Origin of the sequence: Polynucleobacter sp. MWH-CaK5 (assembly GCF_018687615.1) — a bacterium.
In the GTDB taxonomy this organism is placed as follows: Bacteria; Pseudomonadota; Gammaproteobacteria; order Burkholderiales; family Burkholderiaceae; genus Polynucleobacter.
Map to the genome: position 1 here is coordinate 503,114 of NZ_CP061299.1, position 23,057 is coordinate 526,170.

The window sequence follows — 23,057 nt, forward strand, 5'->3', positions numbered from 1 at the left end:
AACTACTTTGGTGTAATGTATCGGGAAATCCCCGCTCTTTTTAAGGGTGGGGATTCTCAAAACCAATAAAAAAGAATATTGTTGAGTTATGGACGATTTAGAACGCAGTGATTCATCCACAATCACCCGATCAGAATTGGTAGAGCGATTGGCTCAGGCATTCCCACAGCTATTGCCGCGGGATGTAGAGTTGGCCGTTAAAACATTGCTTGACACGATGTCACAAGCATTGGCTGAAGGTAAGCGAATCGAGTTGCGCGGCTTCGGTAGTTTTGTGATGCACCACCGTCCACCACGTCAAGGACGAAACCCTAAATCTGGTGAAGCTGTCATGGTTCCTGCTAAGCATGTGCCACACTTTAAGCCAGGCAAAGAGTTGCGTGAGAGGGTTGATTTCCCTAAGAAAGACGACTCTAAAGAATGACCGCTTTTCTGAATGCCGCATTCAGAGCATTGCGGATCATTGGCAGAATCCTTATTTTCATATTTTTAGTATTGCTAGCAATAGGCAATACCCATCAAGTTAATTTTCACCTCATCCCGGGTATCCAATGGGACCTTCCGTTGATACTGGTTTTATTCATCGCATTCATAACGGGCATCTTGCTGACCTTGCTCAGTGGTTTGACGATTCGCCGTTCACAACAAGATCGTAGATAAATCGTGTTGCAGATAGAAACCTGGTGGTTATTCGCTCTCCCAATTGTTTTTGCTTTGGGCTGGGTGGGTGCGCGCTGGGACATGCGTTTAGAGAAGCGTGAAAATGAAATTGAACGTTTGGCTCAGCAGAAGTCAACCTTCAAAGGTTTGAATCTTTTGCTCAATGAAGAGCCTGACAAAGCCATTGATGCCCTGGTTCAAATTGCACAATTAGATCCTGAGACCACTGAATTGCACTTCGCATTGGGAAGTCTGTTTAGAAGAAGGGGTGAAACTGAGCGCGCTATTCGTGTTCATCAACACTTGGCAAACAGAGATGATTTGCCATCAAGGCATCGTGACCATGCGGCTTATGAATTGGGACGTGACTTTTTAAGAGCTGGTTTATTAGATCGCGCAGAGACTTCTTTGAATCGCGTGAGTCCGCAGAGTAAGTTCGGTATTCCTGCTAAAGAAAGTCTTCTTGAAATGTACCAAGTCGAAAAGGACTGGGCTAAAGCCATCGTGGCTTCTCAAGAGTTAGAGTCATTGCAAAACAAGGGTCGCGAAAAAGAAATTGCTCACTTTCATTGTGAATTAGCCGATGAAGCCTTGCGTCGACAAGATCTTGCTACTGCTTCTAAGCACATTGCTTTGGCGATGCAAACGTCTCCTAATCATCCACGCGCGATCATTTTGCAAGGCGATTGCTTGGTGGCGCAGAATCAAGCAACTCAAGCCATTGAGGTTTGGTCGCAGATTGCAAAAAATCATCCGGCATATTTGCATTTATTGGCCAATCGCTGGATCAAAGTGCATCAACTACTTGGCAAGGTTGAAGAGGGTCTTCAAGTCCTCGTAGACGCTTTAGAGACACAAGCTGGTGGAGAGTTGTTAGACATCACTTTCAAGCATGTGATGACCTTGCGTGGCGTACCCCAGGCTGAAACTTTGATGACAGAAGTGATGCGCCACACACCAAGTTTGAGTGCTATGGCCTTAAGAGCTCAGGCTCGTTTGACCATGGCTGAAGTGGCACAAGATACTAAAGCAGCCCAAGAATTCAAGGCATCCTTGGACTTGTTGAAACAAAGAACCAATACGCTGGCTCGCTATACCTGCGGGAATTGTGGATTCAGGGCCAAACGTTTTTATTGGCAGTGCCCAGGATGCAATCATTGGGAAGCTTATTCTCCAAGACGTGGTGAAGGATCTGCTCCTTCTGGCCCATCGATGTAAGCCTGATATATTGACCTAATAAAAACAATTTAAACATTCAAAATATTTAAAAGAAGATTAATCGCCATGGACATTCAACTTTCTTCATCAGATATTCAAGCATTCAAAAAGGCCCGCCTATTGATTGTGGGTGATGTCATGTTGGATCGTTATTGGTTTGGTGATACTGAAAGAATTTCTCCAGAAGCTCCAGTACCAGTTGTTTTAGTGAGCAAAGAAGATGAGCGTTTGGGTGGTGCTGCTAACGTTGCCAGAAATGCCGCAAGTGTAGGTGCTCAAATTTCAATATTGGGTGTTGTTGGCGATGATGAGCCTGGTAAAGTGGTTGAGCGCTTGTTACAAGAGCAAGGTGTTAAAAGTTATTTGCAGCGCGATCCCAGCTTAAGAACTACGGTCAAATTAAGAGTGGTTGCTCGTCAACAACAGTTGATTCGTTTGGATTTTGAAAAAGCTCCGACCCATGAGGCTTTGTTGAGTAAATTAGAGCAATTCCAATCTTTGCTAAATGAAGTGGATGCAGTGATCTTCTCTGATTACGGTAAGGGCGGATTAACTCATGTCACCCAAATGATTGCTGCTGCAAAGGCAGCTGGTAAGTTTGTGCTTGTGGATCCTAAAGGCGATGATTACAGCAAATACCAGTCGGCCTCAATGATCACACCTAATCGGTCAGAACTTCGTGAAGTTGTTGGACGTTGGAAGGATGAAGCTGATTTAACCCAAAAAGCACAATCATTAAGAGAAAAGCTAAAACTTGAGGCTTTACTTTTGACCAGGTCTGAAGAGGGTATGAGCTTGTTCACAGCCAAGGGCGTTGAGTATGTCAAGGCTCAAGCCAGGGAAGTATTTGATGTCTCAGGTGCTGGAGATACAGTGATCGCGACTATGGCGGTAGCCTTGGCCGCAGGTTGGGCGCCTGCTAAGGCCATGGCTTTAGCAAATAAAGCCGGTGGTATCGTGGTGGGTAAACTAGGTACTGCAACTGTTTCATTAGAGGAATTGCAATGACATACATTGTGACTGGCGCAGCAGGATTTGTTGGCGCAAATATTATTCAAGGTTTTAATGCCCGAGGCATTAAAAATATCATTGCTGTTGATGAGCTAAATCCAGCTGATAAATACCGCAATTTGGCTGATTTAGAGATTGCTGATTATTTCGATAAATCTGAATTTTTGTCAGCTTTTTCCAAGGGTCATTTTGGTAAGGTCACAGCCGTGTTTCATGAGGGTGCTTGTTCAGACACCATGGAAACTGATGGCCAATACATGATGGCGAATAACTACCGTTATTCAATTGATCTATTGGACATTTGCACCGAACATCACGTACCTTTTTTATATGCATCATCTGCAGCCACCTATGGTGGTTCTGATGTGTTTAAAGAGGATCGCCAATTTGAGAAGCCATTGAACGTTTACGGCTATTCCAAGTTTTTGTTTGATCAGGTAGTTCGTCAGCGTTTACAAGACGAAGCCACAACCGCTCAAGTGGTTGGGTTCAGATACTTTAATGTTTATGGACCTAGAGAATCACACAAGGGTCGCATGGCTTCAGTTGCTTTTCATCATTACCATCAATTCATGGAATCCAATTTGGTTAAATTGTTCGGTGAATATGATGGCTACAAAGAAGGTGAGCAAAAGAGAGACTTTGTTTCTGTAGAAGATGTGGTCAAGGTGAATTTATTTTTCCATGATCACCCAGAAAAAAGTGGCATATTTAATTTAGGCACCGGACGTGCACAACCATTCAATGATGTGGCCAAATCAGTGATCAACTCTTTGAGAAAAATCCATGGGCACGCCGAACTCTCTTTGTCTGATTTGGTTGATGAAAGATTGCTTGAGTATGTTCCTTTCCCGGAAGCTCTGAAAGGCAAGTACCAGTCATTCACCCAAGCTGATTTAACAAATTTGAGAGCTGCAGGCTACAAAGACGACTTCCTAACGGTTGAGCAGGGCGTCAGCAAATACATGGCATGGTTGTCAGAAAATTCTGATTTTCTTGCACAGCCCATGTAAGCATTAAAAAAACGTCAACCACCGGTTGGTCGACTCGTTATGAAAAAGCTCCATCAATCGATGGGGCTTTTTCTTTAAAGGAGTCTGAATGTTTTCAAAAGTATTACAACCAATTATCAATTTCATCATGGCAGCTTTTGTGGGCCTGTTTTTATTCAGCGGTCATGCCTTGGCAAAGGTGGAAATTAATTCAGCCGATCAGGCAGCCCTGGAGTCTGTTCGAGGTTTGGGCCCATCGAAAGCAAAGGCTATTTTGCTTGAGCGAAAAAAGAATGGGCCATTCAAGGATTCGGCTGATTTACATACCAGGGTCAAAGGTATTGGTGAGAAAACCGTTGAACGCTTGATGCAAAATGGTTTAACGATCAACAATAAAACTGTTGCTGCACCAAATAAAGACAAGTCCAAGAACAGCGCCAAAGAAGCCTCTTCTAAAAGATCTTCAGATAAAGAAAAAGAAGGCGCCAAGAAAGCGAAGTCAGAAAAAGCCAGTTCAGAAAAACCAGCGAAGCAAAGTAGAAAAGCTAAAGAAGACACAAAGCAAGGCAAGCAAAATAATCAGAGAGGTAAAGAAGCTTCCTAAGCCCATAAGCTTATAAGGAATTGGCATATGACCTTGTTCAAAATACATTAAGATAGGGGTCATATGTCTACTTCACGTCCAAACTATCCGACCATTGCCCAAACTGTTGGCCATACACCATTGGTGCGTTTACAGCGCATACCTGGAGCAGGCAATGCAGAACGAAACAACGTTATTTTGGGCAAGTTAGAGGGTAATAATCCAGCTGGATCGGTCAAGGATCGACCAGCTTTATCCATGTTCATGCGCGCTGAAGAGCGTGGGGATATCAGTCCTGGCGATACCCTGATTGAAGCAACCAGTGGTAACACTGGTATTGCCTTGGCTATGGTTGCAGCCATCCTGGGTTACAAGATGATTTTGGTGATGCCTGAGAATCAAAGTATTGAGCGCCGTCAAAGCATGGCAGCTTATGGCGCTGAATTGATTCTGACTCCGGCCACAGGTGGCATGGAGTATGCAAGAGATTACGCTGAGCAACTACAAAAAGATGGCAAGGGGAAAATCCTTGATCAGTTTGGCAATAAAGATAATCCCAAGGCTCATATTGAATCAACAGGTCCTGAGATTTGGGAAGATACCCAAGGTCAAGTGACGCACTTTGTTTCAGCGATGGGTACCACAGGAACAATCACTGGTGTTTCGGTCTATCTCAAAAAGAAGAACGCAAATATTCAAATCATCGGGGCTCAGCCAGAAGACGGTTCTCAAATACCTGGTATTCGTAAGTGGTCTCCTGAATACATTCCTAAAATCTATGCTGATGCAAAGGTTGATCGCATTGAATACGTGAGTCAAGCTGCGGCTGAAGACATGGCCCGTCGATTGGCAAGAGAAGAAGGTATCTTTTGCGGTATCTCGGCAGCAGGAGCTTTGGTAGTAGCTTTGAGGGTTGCGGAGAGAATTGAAAACGCCACGATCGTTTTCATTGTCTGTGATCGCGGTGACCGTTATTTATCAACAGGCGTTTTTCCAGCTTAACTAAATTTGCTTTAGCCTTAAGCGTTTAATTGACTTTATCTGCTGACTGACTTGTTGCTTGATTTGCTGCCAGACGTGCCTGTTGAATTACTTTTTTTCGCAGCTTTGTTAGGTTTCTTTTTCGTCTTCTTAGCAACATCATTGGCCGGTTTAGGATCATCTAAAGCTTCAGCAAACTCCGCGACTGATTGAGCATAAAAGAAGCTGCGGTTGTAATCGCAGATGGCTAAGAAGTTACGCAGACCAATCACGTAGCGAACATCGGTGCCGCCATTATTGGCAGGGCTTGGTAAGTCAACGATCAAGCTTGGTGTGTTTGCAGGTAGCGAGCTTTGTTTCATTAAGCCTTGATTGATCAGATCGCCTAATTGAAGCTTTGCTTTTGGTTCGCCATCAGCCAAACGTGTGGCATTGTCTTGTGCGGTTTGAGTGCTCTCAATCTCAAGATAAATAGGCTCGTCTTGAACCCAGCCATGCACTTTTAAGAAGTTGGCAACGCTGGCAATCGCGTCTTGTGGCGAATTTCTTAAATCGATCTTGCCATCTTTATTGCCATCCACAGCAAAGCGCCTAATGCTGCCCGGCATGAACTGAGGTAAACCAATGGCGCCTGCATATGATCCAGTTTGGTTTAAGCAAGCTTTGAATGGTTTTTCTTGGCGGTTCTCTGCCCAACAAAGCAAGATTAAGTCTTCTAACTGATTCTTGAATAAAGTTTCTCTGGCTATTTTGTTAGGGGTGTTGGGGTAGTCGAATCCAAGGGTGCTGAGAGAGTCTCGAACAGAGAAGCTTCCCATGTGGCGACCATAAATTGTTTCAACGCCGATGATGGCAACAATGATCTCTGCTGGAACACCAGTCTCTTTTTCAGTTTTTTCAATGAAAGAACGATGGGTTGACCAAAACTTTTGACCAGCAGCTAAGCGCCTAGGTTCAACAAATCTGCTGCGATAGACTTTCCAGTTCTTTTGAAAGCCTGGAGGTGGTGGCATCACCAATTTCTTAATGGAGGGAATTGCTTTTGTATCTTCAAAAGCACGCTTTAGATCACTCATCGGAATTTGATGATTTTTAGACACCATCTCTAAAAAAGCTTGCAAGGAGTCAGGGTTGATGGACTCTGCTTGGCTCATGATTTCCGCTGAGCTGTTGTTCTGATTTGGTGTGGCTGATTGGCTGGAGTTTCCGCCGTTGAGATTGGCGCAAGATGCTAAAAAGATGGCCGAGGCTCCTCCAAGTATCAGCTTGGAAAATCTGTGTGTGAGTGATGTGGTGTTATTCAAATCGGATATGTCTTTGGTGCTTTAAGGTAAAGGGTTATTAGTAGCATTAAAACAGTATTTTATGACTCTAATCAATCGGTACTTTCCTCATAATTCCAGAAATCCTTAGCTAACATGCCCTCATGAGCCTAAAGCTCACTTTTCAGTGTGAGAACTTTTTAGGCATATTAAAATAAGCGCATTAGATAAGTTATTAAGCAAACCCAGTCGGTAAATCAAAATAGTTTTAATTTTTGAAATGATTGGACTTTTGTTAACAATAAAAAATAAGAGTTTTTATGAAAATTTTGGTGGCTGTTAAACGTGTCGTTGATTACAACGTCAAAGTACGAGTCAAATCTGATCAATCAGGCGTTGATATTGCAAACGTCAAAATGAGCATGAACCCATTTGATGAAATTGCGGTTGAAGAAGCTGTCCGTCTTAAAGAGGCGGGCCTTGCAACCGAAATCGTTGCAGTTTCTTGTGGCTTAACTCAATCTCAAGAAACCATTCGTACGGCCATGGCCATCGGCGCTGACAGAGGCATCTTGGTTGAAACAGATGCCGAGCTACAGCCTTTGGCAGTCGCTAAATTATTAAAGGCCATCGTTGATAAAGAGCAGCCTGATTTAATTATCTTGGGCAAGCAAGCGATTGACGATGACAGCAATCAAACGGGCCAAATGTTGGCCGCTTTATTAAATATCTCTCAAGCAACCTTTGCTTCAAAAGTTCAGCTTGCTGATGGTAAGGCAGTCGTTACTCGTGAGGTGGATGGCGGTTTAGAAACTATTTCAATTAAGTTGCCTGCTGTGATTACCACAGATTTACGTTTGAACGAGCCTCGCTACGTCACATTGCCTAACATCATGAAAGCGAAAAAGAAGCCACTGGATATTTTTAAGCCAGAGGATTTATCTGTTGATGTTGCGCCGCGCATCACAACCATCAAAGTATCAGAACCGCCAGCGCGTAGTGCTGGGGTGATGGTTCCAGACATCAAAACGTTGGTGGATAAACTTAAAAATGAAGCAAAGGTGATCTAAATGACTATTTTGTTAATAGCAGAACACGACAACCTTTCTCTAAAGGCTGCAACTCTTAATACCGTCGCTGCAGCTCTTGCATGCGGTGGTGATGTGCATGTTTTAGTTGCTGGACATCAAGCCGATGCCGCGGCTCAATCAGCATCATTGGTTTCTGGGGTAACAAAGGTCATTCATGTGGATGCGCCGCATCTACAACATCAGCTGGGTGAAAACTTGGCCGAGCAAATTTTGGCTCTGACTTCAGGCTCTGCTTACTCTCATATCTTGGCACCAGCCACGGCGATTGGTAAAAATACTTTGCCAAGAGTGGCAGCAAAATTAGATGTGGCTCAAGTATCTGATATCACCAGGGTGATCAGCGCTGATACTTTTGAGAGACCTATTTATGCAGGTAATGCCATCGCCACAGTTCAATCTCGCGATGCTATTAAGGTGATCACTGTGCGAACCACTGGATTTGATCCAGTCGCCAATACTGGTGGAAATGCTGCGATTGAAAAAATCACTGCCGTTGCTGATTCAGCAATCTCTGCATTTGTTTCTAAAGAAATTAATCAATCTGATCGTCCAGAGTTGTCCGCCGCAAAAGTGGTGGTGTCTGGTGGACGTGGTTTAGGTTCAGCAGAAAAGTACCAAGAATTGCTTGAGCCTTTGGCTGACAAATTGGGTGCTGCTTTAGGCGCATCTAGAGCAGCTGTTGATGCTGGTTATGTGCCCAATGATTATCAAGTAGGACAAACTGGAAAAATCGTAGCGCCGCAGCTTTACATTGCTGTTGGTATTTCAGGAGCTATTCAGCACTTGGCCGGCATGAAAGATTCTAAGGTGATTGTTGCGATCAACAAAGATGCTGATGCTGCTATTTTCAGTGTCGCTGATTATGGCCTTGTGGCTGATTTGTTCACAGCAGTGCCGGAGCTGATCAAAGAATTGGGTTGATCATTTGGCTGATCGAAGTTCCGATCGAAGTATTAAGCAAAGAGTGAGGTTCACTCACTCTTTGTTTTTATCTCTTTACTGAGATATCTTTTTGGCGGCTTCGAATTGACTGAGGAAGTGTTGTTCGAAGGCAATCGCTAAACCAATCATCAAAATGGCTGCGCCAATCATCAAAGAAGCAATCACACACAAAATAACCAACCAGCCTGAAGAGCTTTTTTGCCCACTGTTGGCATTGAACTGAGCATCCCATCTTTCATCAGGCCGCAAACCAAAGACGATGGTGGTTAGCCAACTCGCTTCTAATGCAATAAATCCAGCAGCGGCCAAAATCCAACCCAAGGCAGAAGACATGTCACTGGCCCCTAATAACTTCCAGCCCAAGATGCCTGCAAACAAACTGACCATTTGCAACCAAGCCCATGGACTGCCAAGACCTTTTAGATAGAAGACGTTGAAACCAGTGCCTGGAAAGAAAAGACCCAAGGCGCAAAAGAGAAGTTTATTTTTATGCATGGACTTATTGTATTGATTTAATTGGCCAGCGTTAAAGCCTCTGTATTAAATCCCCTTTATTAAATCCCTTATTTTTTAAGTGAAAAACTCAAAACTTCATTGTCACGGGTCATGATCAAGAGTCGATCACCATCACGCACCATGCTTCGGTAGTTACTTAAATAACTTAAAAATTTATATTCCAATTCGGAAGTAGCAGGATCGCAGGCTTTGCGGGTGCTGGCTATTTTTTCTAAGACGAACCCTTTGTCTCCTAGTTGAACTTGAGCGGTGTAGAGGTTGCAACCGGAGTAACCACTGACAGATTTACCATCAGGTGAGAAGTTAATGCTCACAGGGGTCTTATTTTCACCATGTGGAATTGATCTTTGACGGGTTTTTCCATCATTAGGGCTGGTGTAATGCCATCTGATCAAGCTCCATTGGCTGGCTTGGACATCTTGAATGGCTGGAGCGTTCACGGCGTTACAAGGGGGCATGACTTGGGCGCAGGCACCCAAAAATAAGCTGGAACTGGCCAAGAGTGTCAAAAACAGGGTCGATGGTCTTAAATTAGTCATGCTTACCTTTAAATTTTGGTCTTCTGGGCAATTCTGCGATAGAATACGTGGTTTATTTCAGCATTGTAAGGAAATCACATGGTCGTCATTCGACTCGCACGTGGCGGTTCTAAAAATCGTCCATTCTTTAGCATCGTAGCTACTGACAAACGCAATCGCCGTGACTCGAACTTTATCGAGCGCATCGGTTATTACAATCCTAGCGCAGTAGAAACTGAACAAGGTTTCCGCGTTGCTCAGGATCGTTTGACATATTGGCAAGGCGTTGGTGCTCAGTTGTCACCAACAGTAGCACGTTTACTTAAGGGTGCTCCTAAGGCCTAAGTAAGTCTTGGTTGATGGAGGCTCTCATGAGTACTGCAATGAAAAGTACTGCAACGAGTTCTCCATCTGACCTAGTTCTTGTCGGGCATGTGCTCGACGCTCAAGGGATCAGAGGTTTGGTGAAAATCAAGCCTTATTCAAAAGAGCCCTTAGCTTTATTCTCAGCGCCGCTAGTTTGGTTATCTAAGCCTCCAGCCTTGGCGGACTTGGCTCGACCTATGGCAGTTAAAACTGCTAAAGAACACAGTGGGCAAATCCTTCTCGGACTAGAAGACATCAATGATCGTGATCAAGCCCTTGCCATCAAAGGCATGGCGGTTTACGTCAGTCGTGCTGACTTTCCTGAAGAGGAAGACGATAGTTTTTATTGGGTAGACCTGATTGGTTTGCCTGTGATCAATGAGCAAGGCCAAAAATTGGGCTTGGTGGTTGATCTGATGGACAACGGCGCACAATCTATTTTGTGTGTACGCCTTGAAGGACAAAAAGAAGATCGATTGATCCCATTCATTGAATCCGTCATTAAATCAGTCAACAAAGATGCCAATGATCCAGAACGTCAAATCGTTGTGGATTGGCAACTGGACTGGTGATTTCTTTATCTGATGAAGCCATGCGTTTTGACCTTGTAACCATCTTTCCTGAAATGTTCTCTGCATTGACCTCTTGGGGGATCACGGGCAGAGCTTTTGAGCAGGGTTTGGCCAGCATTCACACATGGAACCCAAGAGACTTCACACAAGACGCCAGACGAACTGTTGACGATAGGGCATATGGTGGTGGCCCTGGCATGGTCATGATGGCAAAACCCTTGGATGATGCGCTGGATGCTGTGGCAAAAGATCAGGAAAAATCGGCTAAAAAAGGCCCGGTGATCTTGTTGTCTCCTCAAGGTGAGCGATTTACTCAGAAAAAAGCCAAATATATTAAGGATTTAGGCGTTGTGACCCTCTTATGTGGGCGTTACGAGGCCATTGACCAGCGTTTGGTGGAGCGCCGCGTGGACGAAGAGCTCAGTTTGGGTGATTTTGTGGTTTCTGGAGGTGAAATACCTGCCATGGCGGTGATGGACGCTGTGATCCGTTTAATCCCTGGAGCCCTTGGAGATGCTGATTCTGTCGCCCAAGATAGCTTTATGGAGGGGCTTTTGGACTGTTTTCACTACACCAGGCCCGAAAATTATGAAAATTTATTGGTTCCGGACGTGCTTTTAGGCGGACATCACGCTAAAATAGCGGATTACCGTCGGAAACAATCTTTGGAGCTGACGTTAAAGCGACGACCTGATTTAATTATTCAGGCACGTCAGCAAGGCTTGTTGAGTTCTGCAGATGAAGCTTTTTTAGCCTCATTGCAAAAATAAGACAGGGTTTTAAACCGCATCCTCTACCAAGTCCGTTTATTCGGAATACAACGTTGGTACGATGCTATAGGAGTTGTAATGAACATTATTGAATCAATTGAGCAAGAAGAGATTGCTCGTCTAACAGCCAACAAAACGCTACCTGCGTTTGCACCTGGCGATACAGTTGTTGTAAGCGTTAACGTGGTTGAAGGTACTCGTAAACGTGTGCAGGCTTACGAAGGTGTTGTGATTGCTAAACGCAATCGTGGTTTGAACTCAAGCTTCATCGTTCGCAAGATTTCATCTGGCGAAGGTATTGAGCGTACATTCCAAACTTACTCACCATTGATCGCTAGCATTGAAGTTAAGCGTCGCGGTGATGTACGTCGTGCTAAGTTGTACTACTTGCGTGATCGTTCTGGTAAATCAGCACGTATCAAAGAGAAGCTACAAGCTCGCACAAAAGAAGTTGTGGCTGAGTAATCAGTTTCAACTTTTATACAAAGGCAGCTTAGGCTGCCTTTGTGCTTTTTAGAGCGCTAAAAAATATCTGGCTTCAGATAAACTAGACCTCATGTCACGTTCAGCAGATCATTCACCTAAAACCATGGCGACTTCTCAAGCTATTTTTGATCCGCGAGAAGTACCGATTGTGTCTAGGGACAGTCATATGCCTGCCATTGAGCAAGCTTTATTGAAACCCGATGCATTGCGCTTGAGGTTTACCCAGGAGAAGCACTGGGAAGCTGAGGTGACCGATGAAAACCGAGCAGCCTTGGCCAGAGAAGGATCGGTCAGAGCAGGTCGTGGAGATGCTCTAACGCCTGCTGCAGTGTTGATTCCACTGATCATGTATGAGAATGAATTAAAAATTCTCCTCACACAAAGAACAGCCCATTTGCATGATCATCCTGGGCAAATTAGTTTTCCTGGAGGACGTTCAGACCCTCAAGATGGCTCAGCCACAGAGACTGCTTTGCGTGAAGCAGAAGAAGAGATTGGGCTGCCAGCCAGCAGAGTTGAAATACTCGGTTCATTGCCCCATTACTTGACTATCACAGGCTATCAGGTGACCCCTGTGGTGAGCCTAGTCGACGCAGGACATTCTTATACGGCCGATGAGTTTGAAGTGGCTGATATTTTTGAGGTGCCGATGGAGTATTTGATGAACCCACATCATCATGAGCAACGGATGTGGGAAAGCCCACAGGGCTATCGTCGTTTTTATGCAATGCCCTATGAAAATAAGTTCATTTGGGGAGCAACTGCGGGTATGCTACGGAATCTTTATCACTTTTTAAAAGCATGACATTTTTCTCATTACTCTTCGCGCTCATTGCTGAGCAATACAAGCCAGTTGAAAAAAATCACTGGGTTCATCGCATCACCCATGGTTGGTTAGACTTTATTGTCAAAAATATCGACACTGGCGCAGAGCGCAGTGGCCGTTTGGCCTGTGTGGCGGCTATGATTCCTCCGGTTGTTTTGGTATTAGCCATCCACATTCTTTTGCTAGCCACTCAACCGATGTTGGCGTTTGTTTGGAATGTTTTGATTGTTTATTTATTTTTAGGATTTAGACAGTTCAGCCATCCATTCACTGCCATTCATGAAGCCTTACTTGAGCGTGATTTAGACACTGCGCGACAACTGCTGGCCGAGTGGCAGGGCGCAGGTCTTAATACGGAAACCATGAGCGAATCAGAAGTGATTCGTTTGACTCTTGAGCAAGCCATCATTGGCGCTCATCGTCATGTCTTTGGACCAATCTTTTGGTTCATGTTGCCTTTTGGCCCTGCAGGAGTTGTTTTATATCGCTTAAGTGAGACGGCAGCCCAACGTTGGCCTGCTCAAGCAAGTAGTTCTTTGGCAAGCGCTGCCAGAAGTTTGTTCCAGATCATTGATTGGATCCCTGTGCGTTTGACTGCGATTGGCTTTGCGATTGTGGGCAATTTTGAAGACGCGATTTACGGCTGGCGCTTTCATTTACGCAAGTGGAGCAATGAACTTGAGGCCATCATTTTGGCTGCGGGCGCCGGTGCATTGGGTGTTCGTTTAGGTGCACCACTACCTGAGCCAGACAGTGACGAAGCTTTGCGCATGGCTGAGTCAGGCGAGCCGCCTATTTATGATTTGGGGATTGAAGCTTCTTTGCGCAGTCTGCGTTCTGCCGTTGGTTTGGTTTGGCGCGCAGTGATTCTTTGGCTAACGCTAATTGCTTTGATGACTATTTCAGTTTGGCTTGGATAGTATCTGCATTGTGAGATTCATGGCGCAGTTGACGGAATAAATCCACTCGCTGCGCTGAAATTGTTCCAGCATCTACAGCAGCTCTGACAACGCAGCCAGGCTCATCACCATGGCTGCAGTTATGAAACTTGCATTTCCCTAGCAAGGGTCTGAACTCAATAAAAGCATGTTGAAGCTCGCTCTCTGAGAGATGAGCTAAACCAAACTCCTGAAACCCTGGTGAGTCGATCAGTGCGCCAGTAAAAGAGTTGGTAGAAGTGCTTTCTTTAGCGGGTGGTAAATCGTAATACCGACAAGCTGTGGTGGTGTGTTTGCCACTGTCTAACTTCTTGGAATGCTCTTGAGTCTGGGCGGCGGCATCAGGAATTAAAGCATTCAATAGGGTGGATTTACCCATGCCTGATTGACCAACCAATACTGATACACGACCCTGAACATGCGGTAGTAAAGCTTCTACTGATGCGGGATCATGTTTCACCGACATTTCGTGAACAGGGTATCCCATCGCAATGTACGGCTCGAGCATCTTGCGTGCAGCCGGTAATTTGTTAGGAAGATCGCATTTATTAAGAATGATTCGAGGAATGATGCCTGCAGTTTCAGCAGCGATCACTGCGCGACCTAAAAGGTCTGGAGAGAATCCTGGTTCAGTGGCAAGTACGATCAAGATCTGATCGACATTGCTCGCAATTGATTTACTCTTGTAAGCATCTGAGCGGTACAAAAGATTTTTACGCTCAACAATTTTTTCAATCACTGCTTGCTCAGGGCCAGTCTCTTGAACTTCTAAGATGTCCCCAACGGCACCTAAATGTTGTTTGCCGCGGGAGGTGACTTGATATAAAGCTTGTGGATTGATATCTGCTTCACCCTCTATTGCTCTAGCCAAATAATGTCGGCCATAGGATGCAACTAGGAGGGCTTTGAATGATTTCATCAAACTATCTTACTGCCATGCTTTGCAAATGAGCAATGCGCAAAGGAGCTGGTGGGTGAGAATCATAAAACTTTGAATACAGTGGATCAGGTGTGAGCGTTGCTGCATTGTCTTGATACAACTTGACCAAGGCGGTGATCAGATCATTGGCGGATGATTTTTCAGCAGCAAAAGCATCAGCCTCATATTCGTGTTTGCGAGAGCCCATGCTGTTGATTGGCGTTAAGAAGAAGCCAAATACAGGCAAGACCAAGCTGAACAATGCCAATGCCAAACCAGCGTTATAGCCATTCATATCAGGAGTTATTCCGAGGCTCAAGTAGAACCAAGCTTTGGTTGAGATCCATCCCAATAAGGCGAGCACTAAAAAGCTCAAGGCGAATGACTGAATCAAACGCTTGCGAATATGTTGGCGTTTGAAGTGTCCTAATTCGTGAGCTAAGACCGCTTCAATTTCTTGTGGGTTCAAACGTTCAATCAAAGTATCAAAAAATACAATTCGTTTCGCTTTGCCCATACCCGTGAAGTATGCGTTGCCATGAGCACTGCGCTTACTGCCATCCATGATGAAAAGACCTTGGCTGGTGAAGTCACAACGCTTGAGTAGGTCTTCGATGCGATCTTTTAATGGACCATCTTCGAGTGGTTTAAATTTATTGAATAGAGGGGCAATGAAAGTGGGGAATAACCACAATAACAATGCATTGAAGCCCACCCATACAAACCAAGTCCAGACCCACCAATACTGACCGGCTTCAGTCATCAGTGTTAGAACAATCCACAAGAGTGGGAGACCTATGGCAAGACCCAACAAAATACCCTTCAGCATATCTGCGAAGAATAAGCCTGGAGTCATTCTATTAAAGCCAAATTTTTCTTCGATGCCGAACTGACGGTGCCATGAAAATGGTAAATCAATGATGCCTGTGATCAAGCTGATTGAAATCAATAATGCGATTTGCTGAGGAACACCAGGCCCCAATAAATCCAAAGTGAAGTTGTGCAGTTGTTGTAGACCACCCAGCAGGGTGAAGCCAATCAAAATAGCAACAGATAAAGCAATTTCAAATAAACCAAGACGTAATTTGGTCATGGTGTAATCGGCTGCTTTGCGATGATCGGTGAGTGTCACTTTGCTAGCAAATTCTGCTGGGACCTCATCGCGATGCAATGCAATGTGTCGCATATGGCGCGAGGCCAAATAGTAACGAGTTGCAACACTGAGGGCCAAGCCCAAAAGAAAGATCAAAGTGAATGTCATGAGTTTGCTAAAAATGTTGAGAATCTACTAAAAGATTCTAAATAATGAAGCTATTTTTACACAACTATGACGTCAGGTATTAAAGGGCCTACCGGTATTGCTGGCATTAGAAGCTGGCTGCTATGCCGATTGAAGTACCTTTAACATTTTGACCAAATTGGAATCGGAACATCAAGCGAATTCTTGTCAGGATTGGTTCTGATTCACGTCGATCTAGTTCAATGCCCGTACCAACAGATGTCAGTGAATTAAAGCCAAGCGATCCACGCATATCACCTAAAAATTGGGTGTGAGCCAATTCAAGTACATGGCGAATCGGGATGTCAAAAAAACTCATCGATGTGGGCGTTCGACTGCGAGACCACAAACTTAAGCTTTGGGAGTCAGAGTGGCCTCTGACTGCAGCTGAACTGTCGAAACTGTTTAATGGAATATAGGTGAAGCGAGCCTCAAAATCGATTTCTCGCTCAGGTTTGTAGTCTTCGTAATCCAACATCAATGAGCCGCCGGCGCCATACACATTCATGCGACCCCTGTTTAAAAAATCAAAGTTCTTGCCGGTTCGATCTTCAAGTGCTCGATTAAAGATGGATGCGTCACTTTCTAGATGACCGAGTGTTACATTGAATATCGGGCGGAAACGCAATTCTTTCGTGACATTAAAGTCCCAGCCAATGCCACCTGTTCCAGAAACGCTGTTCCAACGAACGGGGAGTAGGGTTGGTGACTCAGCAGTGCCAGCATTAAAAGATGGGTCGTATCGATTGATTGCAACGGTACCTTCCAAGTAAAGCGGTACTTGTTCACTGATTCTGTCGCCACCACCAAAAGAAATCATTTTTAAGGCAGGATTGTTGGTTGCTTTATCTGTGATGGACAGAGAGCCCGTGGTGACGTCAGGCGTCAAAGAGTAGCCCATGATCACATCATTGAGTTGGCTTTTTTCTGTAAATCTTCGGTAAAGCTCAAAACAGTTTGTGCGCCAGCAAAGCAAGCATGCGCTGCTCCACAGATGATGAGGGCTTTTAAGCTAGCAAGGATGAGGCTGTGATGGCGCAAAGTCATTGGTTGAAGTAACAATCAGAAATACTCGTGATGAAGTATTTTAACTTCTGGCAACTAAGTTATTTTTCTAAAAATTAAAGCCTACGCCAAAGCTAAAGCCACCCAGTTTAGTTTTTTGTAAAGGCTCGCCTGCTTTCATATCGTAATAGAGGGCGCGATAGCCAAGCATCACATCTCCCCAAGGGTAGGCTTTTCCAATGCCAATCAGTGCTTGCCATGTCATGTCAGTCTTACCCTCTTGACCTCCCATATCGAAATAAAAGGGTGTGTACCAGTCTGTTGCTTGAATTCTTGAGCGACCTTTAATGCCGATGACAGGATCTGTTGCGCGCGCTCTTTTAGATAGGGATATGCCATCTCGATCAGTTGCTTGAAAATCAATGTGCCAATCCGCTTTGACATTCACTGTTCTAATGCCTGCCAAGGTATCTATAGATAATTGCGGCTCATGCAACACGTTATAAGAAACTGCGCCAGTGAAGGTTGTTAATTTGATGGTAGCTGTTGAAGAGTTAGATAGGACTCCCTGGCCTCGCACATGTTCATCAGTTAACTCTGCATGTGCCGCATCTGCGAGAAACCCCCAGTTACCATAACGAGCTTGCCCAGAAATCATCGCGGCACCAGATAGATGCTTAAGAACGTCACCTGCCGTTATGTCTGAAGATGAATTTGTTTCTGGAAGTGGGGCTTCAGTGCTTATGCCTGGTAACCATGCATAAGGTGTCAGGGAGAATTTCCACTCATTGGTGATAGGTGCAATTGGGTTGGTGCTGTCTTTGCTTTGAGCATTTACTGCGAAGGAGAGGCTGGCGCATAGACCAAGACAAGCAGTTTTGATATATTTAATTTTCATGAAATTAAGCGTGATTTTGTTGGGCAAATTAAAGCATAGCGAGCGAAATACACCATTAGCTCTGAGGTGAATGCCTGGTATTGATCACTGAGTTAATCCTTGGAATTCTTAAAATGGGACAATCGCCCCACAGGTGTAATAATCACCAAAATACTGTTTTATTGAGAGATATTCTTGTTTTGCATGAAATCTCATGAAACTCAATAAAATCAAATGATTGACAGTAATGATCCGCAGTACAAATAACAGGAATCAGTAAAGACAAATGAGCACAACCAGAAAAAACGATCGCTTGGTGTGGGTAGATATGGAGATGTCGGGTCTTCAGCCAGAAACAGACCATATTTTAGAAATTGCCATGATCGTGACAGACGGGGATTTGAACATTGTTGCTGAAGGACCTGTTTTGGTGGTTCACCAAGAGGATGCTGTTTTGGATCGCATGGATGCTTGGAACAAAGGCACTCATGGTAAATCTGGTTTGATTGATAAAGTGAAGGCGTCTACCTTGACTGAAGCCGATGTTGAAGCAGAGTGCTTGGCGTTTTTAAAGCAACATGTGAAATCAAGTATTTCTCCGATGTGCGGTAATACCATTCATCAAGATCGTCGCTTCATGAATCGCTACATGCCTAAGTTGGAGGCTTATTTTCATTATCGAAACATCGATGTTTCAACAATTAAAGAATTATGTAAGCGCTGGCAACCTGAAATCGCTAAAGGCTTCTCAAAGCAACAAGCGCACACTGCCTTGGCTGACATCATTGAATCAGTAGAAGAGTTGCGCTATTACAGAGAAAAGCTATTCATTCCAACCGTTGGTGATGAGCCAATCGTTGAGGGTAACTAATAAGCCATAAAAACAATTCAATAAAAGAAAACCATGCTCGCTCAAGACGCCAATATGTTTTTAAGAATCGCCGCCATCATCACGCCAGTGGTGTTGATCATTTTGGTGGGTTGGTTGTATGGTCGCAAAGCTCACCCTGATATGTCAGGCATCAATCGCGCAACGCTGGATGTGATTGCACCACTCTTAGTTGTTTCTGCGTTTGTGAGCAAAGACTTTGAATTATTAGATCAGTGGAGCTTGTTGCTGTGTGGTGTTGCTGTGGTTTTAGGTTCAGGCATTTTGGCCTGGCCGATTGCCAAGATATCTGGCATGGATCCTAAAACATTTGTGCCTCCGATGATGTTCAATAACTGCGGCAACATGGGTTTACCTTTGGCCGTGTTTGCTTTTGGTAGCGCTGGACTTGCTCCGGCTGTGGCATTGTTTGCGATTTCTAATCTGATGCACTTCACTTTAGGAGTCAAGCTGGTGAACCCTAGAGCATCAGTGAAAGGTGTTTTTGCAAATCCGATGGTGATCGCCACCATACTGGGTGTCTTCCTTTCGAGCACCAAACATCTTTACACCTTGCCAGAGCCTTTGTATCAATCAATCAAATTATTGGGTGATGCCACAGTGCCCTTGATGTTGTTCTCTTTGGGTGTGCGCATGAAGGATGCCAATCTGAAGCATTGGCGTGAAGGATTCTTAGGCGCTGCGATTTGTCCAATTGTGGGTTTGACTGTCGCATTGATCATTGCACCCTTTGTTGAAATGACTGATCTTCAAAGAGGGCTTTTGTTTGTATTTGCTAGTTTGCCGCCAGCGGTTTTGAATTTCTTGGTGGCTGATCGCAACAAACAAGATCCTGAACTTGTTGCCTCGATTGTTTTGCTCGGCAACTTATCAGCCATGATCTTCGTGCCTATCGGCTTGTACCTTGGCTTGAGATAAGAAGCAAGAAGCAAGAAGCAAGAAGCTCAAGCCAAGTCAAATTTGCTTACTGCGTTAAATTATTTTGCTCTGATTGCTGATTTAGGGCGGAATGCTTTGATCACAGTTTCATTGGTCTCTACATAAGGGCCGCCGATCAAATCAATGCAGTAAGGCACGGCTGCAAAAATACCTGGAACGATTGATTTGCCATCGGCATCCTTCAAGCCTTCCAAGGTTTCTTGAATTGCTTTTGGTTGTCCCGGTAGATTGATGATCAAAGCTGCATGGTTCTCGATTTCTCGAAGGGCGACGACCTGCCTAGACAAAATGGCTGTAGGAACGAATTTAAGGCTGATTTGGCGCATTTGTTCGGCAAAGCCTGGCATCTCTCTACTCGCAACTGCCAACGTTGCCTCGGGCGTCACATCTCTTCTAGAAGGCCCTGTGCCTCCAGTAGTTAAAACCAAGTCGCAACCAACCTCATCCACGAGTTCTTTGATCGTTTTAGAAATCAATTCTTTTTCATCAGGAATCAAGCGAGACTCCATGTGCCAAGGGGAGGTCAGGGCTTTAGCAAACCAAGATTCAAGGGCTGGAATGCCTTCATCTTGATAAACCCCGCTGCTGGCACGGTCTGAAATTGAAATCAAGCCAATCCAAATTTCATCTGGATGTTGGCGTTTTGTATTTTTAGTATTGGTATTTTTTGCACTCATACGTCAATTCTAGCTATGATTGCGGAATGTTTTCACATTCACCCACACAATTACAAGAATTAGTCTCTTATTTATTGGCTGAAGCCAAGGCTTTGGGGGCTACAGATGCCGCCGCAGAGCTTTCTGAGGGTAGTGGCTTATCGGTCTCGGTGCGCAAAGGCAATATCGAAACCATTGAACAAAATCTTGATAAGCAAGCTGGTGTCACGGTGTTCATTGGTCAAAGACGCGGCAATGCTGGTACCAGTGATTTTTCAAAAGAATCTCTCAAGGCCAGTGTTCGAGCCGCTTTTCACATTGCGCAGCACACGGCCGAAGATGATTGTGCTGGATTGGCTGAAGCCGATCTACTAGAAAAAAATCCCAAAGATTTGGATCTTTACCATCCTTGGAACATCAATACTGCCCAGGCTGTAGAAATTGCCAGAGATGCTGAGCGTGGTGCTTTTGCTGTGAGTAAAAATATCACCAACAGTGATGGTGCTACTGTGTCTGCACAGCAGTCACATTTCATGTTGGGTACGAGCAATGGTTTCATGGGTGGCTATGCCATCTCTCGTCATTACATTGCCTGCACTCCTATCGCCAGTGCAACAAGCAAAAAAGGCGCTGCCATGCAGCGTGATGATTGGCACACAACGGCTCGTGCTCCAGAAGATATGGCCAAACCAGGGGACGTTGGGGCTTATGCTGCCAAAAGAGCTTTGGCAAGATTGGGTGCACGCTCGATCTCGACCAGAAATTGCCCAGTTTTATTTGAGGCACCATTAGCAGTTGGTTTGGTGGGTGCTTACGTGCAGGCCACGTCTGGAGGAGCTTTATACAGAAAGTCCAGCTTCTTGCAAGACAGCTTGGGTAAAACCATTTTTCCTAAACACATTGATCTATTAGAAGAGCCACACATTCCTCGTTTAACAGGCAGTGCACCATTTGATGAAGAGGGCGTTAGAACACGTTCGCGCAAAGTGATTGATGCAGGTGCTGTGCAGGGATACTTCTTGTCTACTTACTCTGCCAGAAAGTTGGGCATGCAAACCACTGGTAATGCAGGTGGTTCTCATCAACTGCAATTCAAAAGCCGCTTAACAAAAGCATCTGATGACTTACCAGCCATGTTGAAGAAAATGGGCACTGGTTTATTGGTCACTGATTTGATGGGTCAGGGTGTTAACTATGTGAACGGTGATTACTCACGCGGTGCTTTTGGATATTGGGTTGAGAATGGTGTGATCGTTCATCCCGTTGAGGAAATCACGATTGCCGGCAACCTCAAAGACATGTTCAAGCAAATCGTCGCTATTGGTGCAGATACTTTGGTGCGTGGCACCAAAGAGACTGGCTCAATACTGATTGAAAATATGACGGTGGGTGGTCGTTAATTCAGCAATCAATTGCTTGCTAAATTTAACTAAGCAAGCTGACTGACTTCTTGAGTGAATTCTTAAAGCTTGCTGGTGTAAGTCACAAAGGCGTACGTCAAAGTGCCATTGTTGTGTTCTTCTCTTGAGACCTCTTCCCAGAGCATGTCGTCGACATCAGGGAAAAATGCATCGCCATCAATCTCGATATCCACTTCAGTGATGATGAGTTTATCGACATACATCAACGCTTCATCATAAATTTGTGCGCCACCGATGATGAAGGCTTTCTCAACACCAGAGCAGGCATCAATCGCATCCTCTAAAGATGTGAATGTTTCTGCACCTTCGGCTTTGAATTCTGGATTGCGGCTCACAACAATATTGCGTCTGCCAGGCAATGGGCGACCCAAGGATACCCAAGTGTTGCGACCCATGATGATGGGGCAACCCAAGGTGGTATTTTTAAAGTGCTTGAGATCTTCTGGTAAATGCCAAGGCAGTGTGTTGTTCACACCGATCACGCCATTTTTGGCGCGCGCAACAATGATGGCTAATTCCACAACAATCCTTTGATTAAATGGCTACAGGAGCTTTGATGGGGTCGTGGTGTTGATAACCAACGAGCTCAAAGTCTTCGTATTCGTAGTCAAAAATAGAAGCAGGTTTGCGTCGAATGTTTAATTTTGGCAAAGGCAATGGTTGACGCGATAACTGAAGATTCACTTGTTCCATGTGATTCGAGTACAAATGGCAATCGCCACCTGTCCAAATAAATTCACCGGGCGTTAAGCCTGCTTGCTGAGCAATCATGTGCGTCAACAAGGCATAGCTGGCAATATTAAAAGGCACGCCCAAGAAAATATCGGCGCTGCGCTGATAGAGCTGACAAGATAACTTACCGTCAGCCACATAAAACTGAAAGAAAGCATGGCAAGGTGGTAAAGCCATGCGAGGGATTTCAGCAACGTTCCAAGCTGAAACAATTAAACGACGTGAATCAGGGTTATTTTTAATCTGATCCATCAACTGACTGATTTGATCAACGTGTTCGCCATTTGGTGCTGGCCATGAACGCCACTGATAGCCATAAATTGGACCGAGTTCGCCATCTTCTTTGGCCCACTCATCCCAAATACTCACACCACGTTCTTTTAACCAGTTGTTGTTGGTGCTGCCTTGCAAAAACCAAAGCAGTTCAATGATGATTGATTTGAGGTGTAACTTTTTAGTCGTTACAACAGGAAATCCCTCTTGCAAATCAAAACGCATTTGATGGCCGAATACTGAAACAGTGCCCGTGCCAGTGCGGTCTGATTTGTGGGTTCCTTTAGCCAAAACATGGCTCATGAGATCTAGATATTGCTGCATATCAGAATTCT

General features: G+C 44.7%; 29 protein-coding genes and 1 pseudogene. 19 read left to right on the forward strand and 11 right to left on the reverse strand.

The window, feature by feature from the left end:
- Positions 1-88: 88 nt before the first annotated feature.
- The 7 genes and pseudogenes from GQ367_RS02595 to cysM form a co-directional block, all read left to right on the forward strand.
- A pseudogene (locus GQ367_RS02595) lies at positions 89-394 on the forward strand (integration host factor subunit beta); the annotation flags it as partial.
- 26 nt (positions 395-420) lie between these two features.
- On the forward strand, positions 421-660 hold the full coding sequence (locus GQ367_RS02600; RefSeq protein WP_215291228.1) for a lipopolysaccharide assembly protein LapA domain-containing protein: 240 nt from the start codon (positions 421-423) through the stop codon (positions 658-660).
- Positions 661-666: 6 nt separating this feature from the next.
- Positions 667-1,878 carry a lipopolysaccharide assembly protein LapB gene (lapB, locus tag GQ367_RS02605; protein ID WP_215291859.1) on the forward strand — a complete coding sequence of 404 codons (1,212 nt, stop codon included), beginning with the start codon at positions 667-669 and terminating at the stop codon, positions 1,876-1,878.
- Positions 1,879-1,944: 66 nt separating this feature from the next.
- A complete protein-coding gene (rfaE1, locus tag GQ367_RS02610; RefSeq protein WP_215291230.1) occupies positions 1,945-2,886 on the forward strand; it encodes a D-glycero-beta-D-manno-heptose-7-phosphate kinase in 942 nt (313 codons plus the stop codon).
- Positions 2,883-3,902 (forward strand): ADP-glyceromanno-heptose 6-epimerase, encoded by a 1,020-nt coding sequence (gene rfaD / locus GQ367_RS02615; protein ID WP_215291232.1) that lies wholly within the window; start codon positions 2,883-2,885, stop codon positions 3,900-3,902. The genes rfaE1 and rfaD overlap by 4 nt, the downstream gene beginning before the upstream one ends.
- A gap of 88 nt (positions 3,903-3,990) precedes the next feature.
- The gene (locus GQ367_RS02620) at positions 3,991-4,485 is read left to right on the forward strand and encodes a ComEA family DNA-binding protein (RefSeq protein ID WP_371818546.1); all 495 of its coding nucleotides are present in this window, start codon (positions 3,991-3,993) and stop codon (positions 4,483-4,485) included.
- Between the two features lie 63 nt (positions 4,486-4,548).
- Positions 4,549-5,466: a cysteine synthase CysM gene (cysM, locus tag GQ367_RS02625; protein ID WP_215291234.1), complete on the forward strand. Its 918-nt coding sequence runs from the start codon at positions 4,549-4,551 to the stop codon at positions 5,464-5,466.
- Between the two features lie 35 nt (positions 5,467-5,501).
- On the opposite strand, the gene mltB is transcribed toward cysM, so the two are convergent.
- Positions 5,502-6,599: a lytic murein transglycosylase B gene (mltB, locus tag GQ367_RS02630; protein WP_215291236.1), complete on the reverse strand. Its 1,098-nt coding sequence runs from the start codon at positions 6,597-6,599 to the stop codon at positions 5,502-5,504.
- Between the two features lie 31 nt (positions 6,600-6,630).
- On the opposite strand from mltB, the gene GQ367_RS02635 reads away from it, so the two are divergent.
- From GQ367_RS02635 to GQ367_RS02645, 3 genes are all read left to right on the forward strand, one after another.
- Positions 6,631-6,774, forward strand: coding sequence for a hypothetical protein (locus GQ367_RS02635; RefSeq protein WP_215291238.1), 144 nt, complete (start codon positions 6,631-6,633; stop codon positions 6,772-6,774).
- A gap of 253 nt (positions 6,775-7,027) precedes the next feature.
- The gene (locus tag GQ367_RS02640; RefSeq protein ID WP_215291239.1) at positions 7,028-7,777 is read left to right on the forward strand and encodes an electron transfer flavoprotein subunit beta/FixA family protein; all 750 of its coding nucleotides are present in this window, start codon (positions 7,028-7,030) and stop codon (positions 7,775-7,777) included.
- Entirely contained in the window at positions 7,778-8,719 is a 942-nt protein-coding gene (locus GQ367_RS02645) for an electron transfer flavoprotein subunit alpha/FixB family protein (RefSeq protein WP_215291241.1), read from the forward strand. It abuts the gene before it with no gap.
- A gap of 75 nt (positions 8,720-8,794) precedes the next feature.
- Here GQ367_RS02645 and GQ367_RS02650 read toward each other — a convergent pair whose 3' ends face one another.
- Positions 8,795-9,235 carry a hypothetical protein gene (locus GQ367_RS02650; protein ID WP_215291243.1) on the reverse strand — a complete coding sequence of 147 codons (441 nt, stop codon included), beginning with the start codon at positions 9,233-9,235 and terminating at the stop codon, positions 8,795-8,797.
- Positions 9,236-9,303: 68 nt separating this feature from the next.
- Positions 9,304-9,795: an META domain-containing protein gene (locus GQ367_RS02655; RefSeq protein WP_215291245.1), complete on the reverse strand. Its 492-nt coding sequence runs from the start codon at positions 9,793-9,795 to the stop codon at positions 9,304-9,306.
- 78 nt (positions 9,796-9,873) lie between these two features.
- On the opposite strand from GQ367_RS02655, the gene rpsP reads away from it, so the two are divergent.
- From rpsP to GQ367_RS02685, 6 genes are all read left to right on the forward strand, one after another.
- Positions 9,874-10,119, forward strand: coding sequence for a 30S ribosomal protein S16 (gene rpsP, locus GQ367_RS02660; RefSeq protein ID WP_215291247.1), 246 nt, complete (start codon positions 9,874-9,876; stop codon positions 10,117-10,119).
- A gap of 26 nt (positions 10,120-10,145) precedes the next feature.
- Positions 10,146-10,712: a ribosome maturation factor RimM gene (gene rimM, locus GQ367_RS02665; protein WP_251370194.1), complete on the forward strand. Its 567-nt coding sequence runs from the start codon at positions 10,146-10,148 to the stop codon at positions 10,710-10,712.
- A 20-nt stretch (positions 10,713-10,732) separates the two neighbouring features.
- Positions 10,733-11,482: a tRNA (guanosine(37)-N1)-methyltransferase TrmD gene (gene trmD, locus GQ367_RS02670; RefSeq protein ID WP_215291862.1), complete on the forward strand. Its 750-nt coding sequence runs from the start codon at positions 10,733-10,735 to the stop codon at positions 11,480-11,482.
- Positions 11,483-11,560: 78 nt separating this feature from the next.
- Positions 11,561-11,947, forward strand: a complete 387-nt coding sequence (gene rplS / locus GQ367_RS02675; RefSeq protein WP_215291249.1) for a 50S ribosomal protein L19 — start codon at positions 11,561-11,563, stop codon at positions 11,945-11,947.
- 91 nt (positions 11,948-12,038) lie between these two features.
- Positions 12,039-12,773 carry a CoA pyrophosphatase gene (locus tag GQ367_RS02680; RefSeq protein ID WP_371818547.1) on the forward strand — a complete coding sequence of 245 codons (735 nt, stop codon included), beginning with the start codon at positions 12,039-12,041 and terminating at the stop codon, positions 12,771-12,773.
- A complete protein-coding gene (locus GQ367_RS02685) occupies positions 12,770-13,714 on the forward strand; it encodes a CobD/CbiB family protein (protein WP_215291251.1) in 945 nt (314 codons plus the stop codon). Before GQ367_RS02680 ends, GQ367_RS02685 begins: the two co-directional genes overlap by 4 nt.
- Here the strand turns inward: GQ367_RS02685 and rsgA are convergent.
- The 5 genes from rsgA to GQ367_RS02705 all read right to left on the reverse strand — a co-directional run bounded on the left by rsgA (position 13,692) and on the right by GQ367_RS02705 (position 17,833).
- Positions 13,692-14,651: a ribosome small subunit-dependent GTPase A gene (gene rsgA / locus GQ367_RS02690; protein WP_215291253.1), complete on the reverse strand. Its 960-nt coding sequence runs from the start codon at positions 14,649-14,651 to the stop codon at positions 13,692-13,694. The genes GQ367_RS02685 and rsgA overlap by 23 nt on opposite strands.
- A 4-nt stretch (positions 14,652-14,655) precedes the next feature.
- Positions 14,656-15,912, reverse strand: coding sequence for a M48 family metallopeptidase (locus GQ367_RS02695; RefSeq protein ID WP_215291255.1), 1,257 nt, complete (start codon positions 15,910-15,912; stop codon positions 14,656-14,658).
- Positions 15,913-16,018: 106 nt separating this feature from the next.
- Positions 16,019-16,831, reverse strand: coding sequence for a hypothetical protein (locus GQ367_RS02700; protein ID WP_251370195.1), 813 nt, complete (start codon positions 16,829-16,831; stop codon positions 16,019-16,021).
- A 2-nt stretch (positions 16,832-16,833) separates the two neighbouring features.
- Positions 16,834-16,992, reverse strand: a complete 159-nt coding sequence (locus GQ367_RS08620; protein WP_251370196.1) for a hypothetical protein — start codon at positions 16,990-16,992, stop codon at positions 16,834-16,836.
- A 52-nt stretch (positions 16,993-17,044) separates the two neighbouring features.
- On the reverse strand, positions 17,045-17,833 hold the full coding sequence (locus GQ367_RS02705) for a hypothetical protein (RefSeq protein WP_215291257.1): 789 nt from the start codon (positions 17,831-17,833) through the stop codon (positions 17,045-17,047).
- Positions 17,834-18,098: 265 nt separating this feature from the next.
- Here GQ367_RS02705 and orn point away from each other — a divergent pair, with 265 nt between their 5' ends.
- A complete protein-coding gene (gene orn / locus GQ367_RS02710) occupies positions 18,099-18,683 on the forward strand; it encodes an oligoribonuclease (RefSeq protein WP_215291259.1) in 585 nt (194 codons plus the stop codon).
- A gap of 54 nt (positions 18,684-18,737) precedes the next feature.
- A complete protein-coding gene (locus GQ367_RS02715; RefSeq protein WP_215291864.1) occupies positions 18,738-19,619 on the forward strand; it encodes an AEC family transporter in 882 nt (293 codons plus the stop codon).
- Positions 19,620-19,678: 59 nt separating this feature from the next.
- On the opposite strand, the gene mog is transcribed toward GQ367_RS02715, so the two are convergent.
- Positions 19,679-20,317, reverse strand: a complete 639-nt coding sequence (gene mog, locus GQ367_RS02720) for a molybdopterin adenylyltransferase (RefSeq protein ID WP_215291261.1) — start codon at positions 20,315-20,317, stop codon at positions 19,679-19,681.
- A 26-nt stretch (positions 20,318-20,343) separates the two neighbouring features.
- On the opposite strand from mog, the gene pmbA reads away from it, so the two are divergent.
- Positions 20,344-21,696, forward strand: a complete 1,353-nt coding sequence (pmbA, locus tag GQ367_RS02725) for a metalloprotease PmbA (RefSeq protein WP_215291263.1) — start codon at positions 20,344-20,346, stop codon at positions 21,694-21,696.
- A gap of 62 nt (positions 21,697-21,758) precedes the next feature.
- Here the strand turns inward: pmbA and GQ367_RS02730 are convergent, their stop codons facing one another.
- Both GQ367_RS02730 and GQ367_RS02735 read right to left on the reverse strand, forming a co-directional pair.
- Positions 21,759-22,238, reverse strand: coding sequence for a dihydrofolate reductase (locus GQ367_RS02730; RefSeq protein ID WP_371818548.1), 480 nt, complete (start codon positions 22,236-22,238; stop codon positions 21,759-21,761).
- A 13-nt stretch (positions 22,239-22,251) separates the two neighbouring features.
- Entirely contained in the window at positions 22,252-23,046 is a 795-nt protein-coding gene (locus GQ367_RS02735; RefSeq protein WP_215291265.1) for a thymidylate synthase, read from the reverse strand.
- Between the last annotated feature and the right edge of the window lie 11 nt (positions 23,047-23,057).

Excerpts from the sequence above, each read along its gene's own strand:
- GQ367_RS02685 (WP_215291251.1), top strand. The coding sequence starts at position 12,770 with ATGACATTTTTCTCATTACTCTTCGCGCTCATTGCTGAGCAATACAAG.
- pmbA (WP_215291263.1), top strand. The coding sequence starts at position 20,344 with ATGTTTTCACATTCACCCACACAATTACAAGAATTAGTCTCTTATTTA.
- GQ367_RS02645 (WP_215291241.1), top strand. The coding sequence starts at position 7,778 with ATGACTATTTTGTTAATAGCAGAACACGACAACCTTTCTCTAAAGGCT.
- GQ367_RS02680 (WP_371818547.1), top strand. The coding sequence starts at position 12,039 with ATGTCACGTTCAGCAGATCATTCACCTAAAACCATGGCGACTTCTCAA.
- rfaE1 (WP_215291230.1), top strand. The coding sequence starts at position 1,945 with ATGGACATTCAACTTTCTTCATCAGATATTCAAGCATTCAAAAAGGCC.
- cysM (WP_215291234.1), top strand. The coding sequence starts at position 4,549 with ATGTCTACTTCACGTCCAAACTATCCGACCATTGCCCAAACTGTTGGC.
- GQ367_RS02705 (WP_215291257.1), bottom strand. The coding sequence starts at position 17,833 with ATGAAAATTAAATATATCAAAACTGCTTGTCTTGGTCTATGCGCCAGC.
- GQ367_RS02600 (WP_215291228.1), top strand. The coding sequence starts at position 421 with ATGACCGCTTTTCTGAATGCCGCATTCAGAGCATTGCGGATCATTGGC.
- GQ367_RS02650 (WP_215291243.1), bottom strand. The coding sequence starts at position 9,235 with ATGCATAAAAATAAACTTCTCTTTTGCGCCTTGGGTCTTTTCTTTCCA.
- rfaD (WP_215291232.1), top strand. The coding sequence starts at position 2,883 with ATGACATACATTGTGACTGGCGCAGCAGGATTTGTTGGCGCAAATATT.
- GQ367_RS02640 (WP_215291239.1), top strand. The coding sequence starts at position 7,028 with ATGAAAATTTTGGTGGCTGTTAAACGTGTCGTTGATTACAACGTCAAA.
- rimM (WP_251370194.1), top strand. The coding sequence starts at position 10,146 with ATGAGTACTGCAATGAAAAGTACTGCAACGAGTTCTCCATCTGACCTA.
- GQ367_RS02695 (WP_215291255.1), bottom strand. The coding sequence starts at position 15,912 with ATGACATTCACTTTGATCTTTCTTTTGGGCTTGGCCCTCAGTGTTGCA.
- mog (WP_215291261.1), bottom strand. The coding sequence starts at position 20,317 with ATGAGTGCAAAAAATACCAATACTAAAAATACAAAACGCCAACATCCA.
- rpsP (WP_215291247.1), top strand. The coding sequence starts at position 9,874 with ATGGTCGTCATTCGACTCGCACGTGGCGGTTCTAAAAATCGTCCATTC.
- mltB (WP_215291236.1), bottom strand. The coding sequence starts at position 6,599 with ATGAGCCAAGCAGAGTCCATCAACCCTGACTCCTTGCAAGCTTTTTTA.
- trmD (WP_215291862.1), top strand. The coding sequence starts at position 10,733 with ATGCGTTTTGACCTTGTAACCATCTTTCCTGAAATGTTCTCTGCATTG.
- GQ367_RS02735 (WP_215291265.1), bottom strand. The coding sequence starts at position 23,046 with ATGCAGCAATATCTAGATCTCATGAGCCATGTTTTGGCTAAAGGAACC.
- GQ367_RS02700 (WP_251370195.1), bottom strand. The coding sequence starts at position 16,831 with ATGGGCTACTCTTTGACGCCTGACGTCACCACGGGCTCTCTGTCCATC.
- rplS (WP_215291249.1), top strand. The coding sequence starts at position 11,561 with ATGAACATTATTGAATCAATTGAGCAAGAAGAGATTGCTCGTCTAACA.
- GQ367_RS02620 (WP_371818546.1), top strand. The coding sequence starts at position 3,991 with ATGTTTTCAAAAGTATTACAACCAATTATCAATTTCATCATGGCAGCT.
- GQ367_RS02715 (WP_215291864.1), top strand. The coding sequence starts at position 18,738 with ATGTTTTTAAGAATCGCCGCCATCATCACGCCAGTGGTGTTGATCATT.
- GQ367_RS02655 (WP_215291245.1), bottom strand. The coding sequence starts at position 9,795 with ATGACTAATTTAAGACCATCGACCCTGTTTTTGACACTCTTGGCCAGT.
- rsgA (WP_215291253.1), bottom strand. The coding sequence starts at position 14,651 with ATGAAATCATTCAAAGCCCTCCTAGTTGCATCCTATGGCCGACATTAT.
- orn (WP_215291259.1), top strand. The coding sequence starts at position 18,099 with ATGAGCACAACCAGAAAAAACGATCGCTTGGTGTGGGTAGATATGGAG.